Here is a 6,496-nt window from a genome sequence, read left to right as displayed (position 1 = left end):
ATCGAGAAAGACAATCGTACCGGCTATCCGATCGGAATAAGTTACCCACCAGATTGGGGTGAACGGACGATGTCGTTGCGCCCCGGCGATACAACAGTTTTGCAAGAGAATATGACTTTCCACTTTATGACAGGACTCTGGATGGAGGATTGGGGGTTTGAAATTACCGAGACCATTCGTATTGGTCAGACAAATCCTGAGTGCCTCTCAAACGTGCCGCGTAAAATGTTGGTTAAGGACTAGCCGATGAAAGCGAACCCAATCTCGCCGACGATTCCTTTGGATCAAGATGGTGTTCACCATGGGTTTCTGAGATTGCCGTATAGTCGGGATGACAGCGCTTGGGGTTCGATCATGATCCCGCTGACGGTAATCCAGCATGGAAAGGGTCCTACCGCATTGTTAACCGGTGCCAATCATGGCGATGAATATGAGGGGCCAATAGCACTGCACGAGTTGGCTGCAACGACACGGGCCGAAGATGTATCAGGGCGGCTTATTGTTGTCCCCGCCTTCAATTATCCCGCCTTTCTGTCGGGCAGCCGCACTTCACCAATTGACAAAGGAAACTTGAACCGCTCGTTTCCTGGGCGACCTGACGGAACGGTTACGGAAAAAATAGCAGATTATTTTCAACGCACATTGTTGCCAATGGCTGATATTGCGGTTGATTTTCATTCCGGCGGCAAGACACTTGACTTCGTACCATTTGCCGCAGCGCATATCTTGGATGACAAGAAAACGCAGAAGGAATGTTTCGCTGCAATGAAGGCGTTCAACGCACCGTATTCCGTACAATTGTTGGAGATCGACAACTTGGGAATGTACGATACAGCCGTCGAAAATCTGGGAAGAGTTCTGGTCACAACTGAATTGGGCGGCGGCGGCACGTCCACTGCGCAGACCAACGCAATAGCTAAAAAAGGTCTGCGCAACGTGCTTATCCACGCCGGGATTCTGCAAGGTGAGATGCAGTTGGACCCGACAATAAATGTGACGATGCCCGATGAAGACTGTTTCTTGTTCAGCGATGGCGAAGGACTGCACGAGGCGGTGATTGATCTGGGCGACCGGGTGGAAAAAGGCGAGTTGATTGCTCGGGTTTGGCCGATGGATCGTACAGGGGTGCCGCCTCGAGAATATTACGCGCGCCGCGAAGGGCTGTTGATCAGCCGCCACTTTCCTGGCCTCATAAAATCTGGCGATTGTGTTGCCGTGGTAGGCGTGAGTTGAATGTTTGCATAGGAATGAGCAGTCCGACCAATAGAACCCGTTAAATTCTGATGCGCGAAAGAAAGCCAACGTATTTCACAGCGGTGATTTCTTGTCTCCGAACGACGATGTCGTCAGGTCGTAGGTGTTCTGTAATGGGCTGAAAGCAGCAGGCGTCGCAGACAGTCGAATACGGTACGAGTTCTTTGGTCCAGCCCTCGCGCTTGGCGCGGCCTGATCCAGTTTCAATCAAAAATTGGCGGGTACGAAAGTGGCACGGCTCTTCCCTAGGTTGCCGTGTTCATTTGGTCGGAGTGAGAGGATTCGAACCTCCGACCCCTGCCTCCCGAAGACAGTGCTCTACCAGGCTGAGCTACACTCCGACCGTGGCGCGTGATCTATACTTCGGGATGTGGGTGCGCAAGAGGGATTTCCCAAACATAACACGAAAACCCGTTTCGCCGGGATTGGAATATCTGTTGGGTTTCCGGAAAAAATTGAACACTCATCTCAAAGGATCGGTGCGATACAACCTGATCTTTGTGCCGCCGTGATCTACCACCGGACCAGGCGGCAATAAGGGTAAGCGGGTGGCGCGAGCGAGTGATGAATTGCTGGTGACCAATCCAACTCGCCATCCCGAAAAACGGGCGATCAGAACTTTGCCAAGACTGCCATACAAAGACCGCAGCCGCTTGTCGTCGCCTATTCTTCCACCGTAAGGGGGGTTTACAATGATCAAGCCGCAGGGGCCTGGTGGGGCTTTAATATCGCTTAAAGACTTTTGGAGAAACTGGGTAACTTCGTTGACACCTGCCCGTTCCGCGTTGGCCTTGGCGCTTTCAACAGCTCCGGCGTTTCTGTCCGAGCCGAAGAAAGTCAAGCCGGACTTGTATTCTTGAGTGGTGCTGCGCATCTTCTGCCAACGAGCGCGATCAAAAGTTGCAAGTTCCTCGAAAGCAAAGTGTCGTGTACGCCCGGGGAGTAAACCGAGTGCAATCTCAGCCGCTTCGATTACGAAAGTTCCTGAGCCGCACATCGGGTCCAAAACAGGTTCTGATCTATCAAAGCTACACTCTCGGAGGAACATGGCGGCCATCGTCTCGCGCATTGGGGCCTTGGCGACAGCCACTTTATGGCCACGCTTGTGGAGCGGCTCTCCTGAACTGTCGACAGAGAAGGTGCAGATATCCTTTTCTATCCGAAGAAGGACGCGCAATTTGGCGTTTGTCGAAATGGGAGCGCCCAACGATTCTGTTATCGCGCGTTCCACCCGCTGCCGCGCGGCACCGGCATGATATATACGGGACTTTCGACTGATTGCTTCGACTTTTACAGGGACATCTGGGCGTAACACGTTGAACCACGGAAATTTTCGAGCTCGCTTGTCTAATTGCGCAAGGTGAACAGTTGGAAAACCACCCAATCGCACCAGAACCTTGTTGGCGCCCCGCAAGACCAGATTTGCGCGCCATACTTCGGACCAATCGCCGCGGCATAAAACGCCACCCGCAACAGCCTGTGCTTCGGTAAATCCTAACTGGATCGCTTCTGCGCAAAGCGGTGTCTCAAGGCCGGGCGTGGCGACCAGAAAAATTTCAAGATCATCGGTGTCTTCCATCGTGGTTCCTTACACCGGTTGTGAGGTGGGGGCGACAGCCAAATTTGATACGCGTATTTGCACTCAATTTCCGCATTCCACCCATAATGTGGTATTGATGTCGCGATTTGGTCTGTATCGGGTTTGCGTTTGCATTCGTCCCCGCGTAAAGGAGCCGTAATCGGGTTAAGGTCAGCTGTTTCCAACTAGCTGTTGATGAAATTGCGGCACCTCCGATACGATGATTTGTAGCGGATGGGGTTACCTTCGGATCATCGAGAACTGTTGGTGCAAGTAAAAGGCTTGGAAGAACGTAGTGACATGCAAACTTTCAAACTGAAAAAAGGATTGGACCTGCCGGTTCAGGGCGCACCGGCGCAGGAAATCCAACCAGGACCTGAATTTTCGACCGTAGGGGTTTTGGGTGGTGACTACGTCGGACTAAAGCCTAAAATGTTGGTCCAGGAGGGTGACGAGGTTCAACGCGGCGCGCCGTTGTTTTGTCATAAGGATGCTCCAGAAGCATTGATGGTTGCCCCTCTCAGCGGAAGGGTAGTAGCTATCAACCGGGGTGCGCGCCGTGTGTTACAAAGCGTTGTCATCCAAGTTTCCGATGTCCATGACAAAGGCGTCGATTTTGCCGGGATTGGCGACGCAACTAGTGCTGAAGGTGTAACCGCCAAGTTATGCGCTGCAGGTTTATGGACTGCCTTCCGCACGCGACCCTATTCAAAGATGCCTGTACCCGGAAGCAAACCCACAGCAATCTTTGTGACCGCGATCGACACAGATCCGTTGGCCGGGGACGCTGCGGTGATCATAAACGATGCGCCAGAGGCCTTTTCTGATGGTCTGGCTGCGGTATCACAACTGACGGATGGAAAGACCTATCTTTGCCAGCGCGATGGAGATTCTATCCCCGGAGATGATTTGCCGGGGGTCGAGGTGGCTGCATTTTCGGGGCCTCATCCTGCTGGGCTGGCGGGAACGCATATCCATTTTCTGGAGCCGCTTGTAGGCGATAAACAGGTTTGGACAATTGGCTTTCAAGACGTGATAGCGATCGGGCGTCTGTTTCAGACAGGGCACCTTGATCCCAATGTGGTGGTCTCATTGGCAGGACCGGCTGCGCGTCTGCCGCGCCTGATCAGTACGGTAATGGGTGCTTCAACCGAAGACTTGACCCGGGATGAGATCAGCGTGGATGGCACGGCTCGGATCATCTCGGGCTCGATCCTGTCAGGGTACCTTGCGGACGGTCCAACAGCTTACCTAGGCCGTTTCGCACGGCAAATTGCCATAATCCGCGAAGACCACGATCAAATAACTTTAGGATGGATTCTACCAATGCCATCCAAATATGCGGTACAACCTGTGCTTGGTTCTGCGTTCGCCAAAAAACTATTCGCGTTAACCTCAAATCTGAATGGTGGGCGACGCGCAATGGTTCCTACTGGTACATTCGAAGAATTAATGCCCCAGGATTATTTACCCACACAACTTTTGCGCGCGCTGCTGGTCATGGACACTGATACAGCACAGGCTTTGGGTGCAATGGAGCTGGATGAAGAGGATCTGGGTCTCGTGGGTTTTGCGTGCCCGGCAAAGTATGAATACGGGCTGGCGTTGCGCGACTGTCTGACAAAGATTGAAAAGGAGGGCTGAGCCAAATGGGTTTGCGCAGCTTCTTTGACCGGATTGAGCCGAACTTCACCAAAGGCGGCAAATACGAAAAGTACTTTCCCATCTACGAGATGGTGGAAAGCTTCATCTATACTCCGAAAACAGTAACATCTGTTGCGCCACATGCCCGGTCTTACGTGGATATGAAACGGATCATGACTTACGTCGTGATAGCTACGATCCCTTGTATATTGTGGGGGATGTACAACACCGGGTATCAGGCGAATTCGGCCATTGAAGTGCTTGGTCCAGAATCCGCAACCGGGTGGCGGATCTCCATTCTGCAAGCCATTGGAATTTCTCTGAACCCCGAAAGCGTCTTTGCCAATGTAATGCATGGATTGATGTATTTCCTACCGATATACATCGTCACGCTGGTCGCTGGCGGCATCTTCGAGGTTATCTTCGCTACCGTGCGCGGACACGAAGTGAACGAAGGTTTCCTTGTAACATCAATGCTTTATACGCTAATCATGCCAGCCACCGCCCCCCTTTGGCAGGTGGCTTTAGGCATCATCTTTGGCGTGGTGATCGGCAAAGAAGTTTTTGGCGGAACAGGCAAAAACTTCCTCAACCCTGCGTTGGTTGGTAGGGCATTCCTGTACTTTGCTTACCCGGCAAATATGTCGGGCGACACGGTCTGGACACCGGTCGACGGCTTTTCTGGGGCGACTGCATTGTCGGTTTCAGCTTCTCAGGGCTATCAAGCGCTCGCTGCGGATGGCATAACCTGGTGGAACGCCTTTTTTGGTCAGATCCAAGGAAGCTTTGGCGAGACTTCAACATTGGCTTGTATGATCGGCCTTGCCTTCTTGATAGTGACACGAATAGCAAACTATCGGCTGATCGTTGGATGTTTAGCCGGCACAATTGTCTTTACGATGTTGCTTAACCTGATTGGGTCGGACACCAATCCGATGTTTTCCATGCCGTGGTACTGGCATCTAGTAATCGGGGGCTATGCCTTTGGTTTAGCATTCATGGTCACCGAACCTGTTTCTGCGAGCCATACCAACTTGGGTCGCTACATATACGGTGCACTGATTGGGGTGATGGTCGTAATGATCCGCGTGGTTAATCCGGCATTTCCTGAAGGAATGATGCTTGCCATTTTGTTCGGCAACGTCTTTGCGCCACTGATTGATTACTTTGTCGTTCAAGCCAACATCAAACGGAGGGCGCGTCGCCATGTCTGATACGCAACCCCCTGAGCAAAAAGGTGCAATCGCCAGGTTCCTGGCGGCTTCGCCGGATTCGGTTGGCAAGACCATTTTTGTGGCTGTTGCCGTTTGCCTAGTCGCCTCGATGGTGGTTTCCGCCGCTGCAGTTAGCCTTCGACCAGTTCAGGACGCCAACCGCCTGAAGGACAGGCAGGTTAACGTTTTGCAGGTGGCAGGCGTCTATGAACCCGGCATCGACGTCACCGAGGCCTTTGCCGCGTTCGAGCCGCATGTGCTGGAGCTGGAGACTGGTGAATTCGTCGATGATCAATTCGACCCAACGACGTTCGACGATATCGCTGCCGCCAGTGACCCGGACCTGAGTGTCGCGCTGGATGATGATCCGGCAGGAATTGGCCGCAGATCCAATTACCGCGTTATATTTCTATTGCGCGATCAATCCGGTGAATTGGATAAAGTCGTTCTTCCTCTGCACGGCTACGGTCTCTGGTCGACGCTTTACGGTTTCATCGCGTTGGAAAATAACGGCAACGATATTTTTGGCTTGCAGTTTTATCAGCATGGCGAAACCCCCGGACTGGGCGCCGAGGTCGACAATCCGCGTTGGAAAGCATTGTGGAACGGAAAAAAGTTGCGTGATGATGCAGGCGATCTTCAGATCACGGTGTCAAAGACACAACCTGCCGCCGGACCCGACTTTTATGTTGATGCGTTGGCTGGTGCCACTCTGACATCGGTTGGGGTCGATAACCTTGTGAAATTCTGGATGGGTGACGCGGGTTACGCTCCGTTTCTGGCCAAACTGCAAGCAGGAGAGTTC

General features: G+C 52.6%; 5 protein-coding genes, 1 tRNA gene and 1 pseudogene. 5 read left to right on the top strand and 2 right to left on the bottom strand.

What is annotated here, in order from left to right; all coding sequences use genetic code 11:
- Both AC2FNE_RS24125 and doeB read left to right on the top strand, forming a co-directional pair.
- Positions 1-243 (top strand): annotated as a pseudogene (locus AC2FNE_RS24125) (ectoine hydrolase DoeA); the annotation flags it as partial.
- 3 nt (positions 244-246) lie between these two features.
- The gene (doeB, locus tag AC2FNE_RS24120) at positions 247-1,233 is read left to right on the top strand and encodes a N(2)-acetyl-L-2,4-diaminobutanoate deacetylase DoeB (RefSeq protein ID WP_496806509.1); all 987 of its coding nucleotides are present in this window, start codon (positions 247-249) and stop codon (positions 1,231-1,233) included.
- A 285-nt stretch (positions 1,234-1,518) separates the two neighbouring features.
- Here doeB and AC2FNE_RS24115 read toward each other — a convergent pair.
- Both AC2FNE_RS24115 and AC2FNE_RS24110 read right to left on the bottom strand, forming a co-directional pair.
- Positions 1,519-1,595 (bottom strand) — tRNA-Pro (locus tag AC2FNE_RS24115).
- A gap of 122 nt (positions 1,596-1,717) precedes the next feature.
- Complete coding sequence (locus AC2FNE_RS24110; RefSeq protein ID WP_496806508.1) at positions 1,718-2,833, bottom strand: THUMP domain-containing class I SAM-dependent RNA methyltransferase; 1,116 nt, start codon at positions 2,831-2,833, stop codon at positions 1,718-1,720.
- Between the two features lie 300 nt (positions 2,834-3,133).
- Here AC2FNE_RS24110 and AC2FNE_RS24105 point away from each other — a divergent pair, with 300 nt between their 5' ends.
- From AC2FNE_RS24105 to AC2FNE_RS24095, 3 genes are all read left to right on the top strand, one after another.
- Complete coding sequence (locus AC2FNE_RS24105; protein ID WP_496806510.1) at positions 3,134-4,477, top strand: Na(+)-translocating NADH-quinone reductase subunit A; 1,344 nt, start codon at positions 3,134-3,136, stop codon at positions 4,475-4,477.
- A gap of 5 nt (positions 4,478-4,482) precedes the next feature.
- Positions 4,483-5,691 (top strand): NADH:ubiquinone reductase (Na(+)-transporting) subunit B, encoded by a 1,209-nt coding sequence (locus AC2FNE_RS24100; RefSeq protein WP_170605667.1) that lies wholly within the window; start codon positions 4,483-4,485, stop codon positions 5,689-5,691.
- A partial coding sequence (locus AC2FNE_RS24095) for a Na(+)-translocating NADH-quinone reductase subunit C (RefSeq protein WP_170605669.1) occupies positions 5,684-6,496 on the top strand: 813 nt, incomplete at its 3' end. The genes AC2FNE_RS24100 and AC2FNE_RS24095, both read left to right, overlap by 8 nt.

The sequence above is a fragment of the Ruegeria sp. YKSD179 genome, from assembly GCF_059612885.1.
The sequence above is the reverse complement of the archived record's forward strand: the minus strand, read 5'-3'. Positions and strand labels throughout refer to the sequence as shown.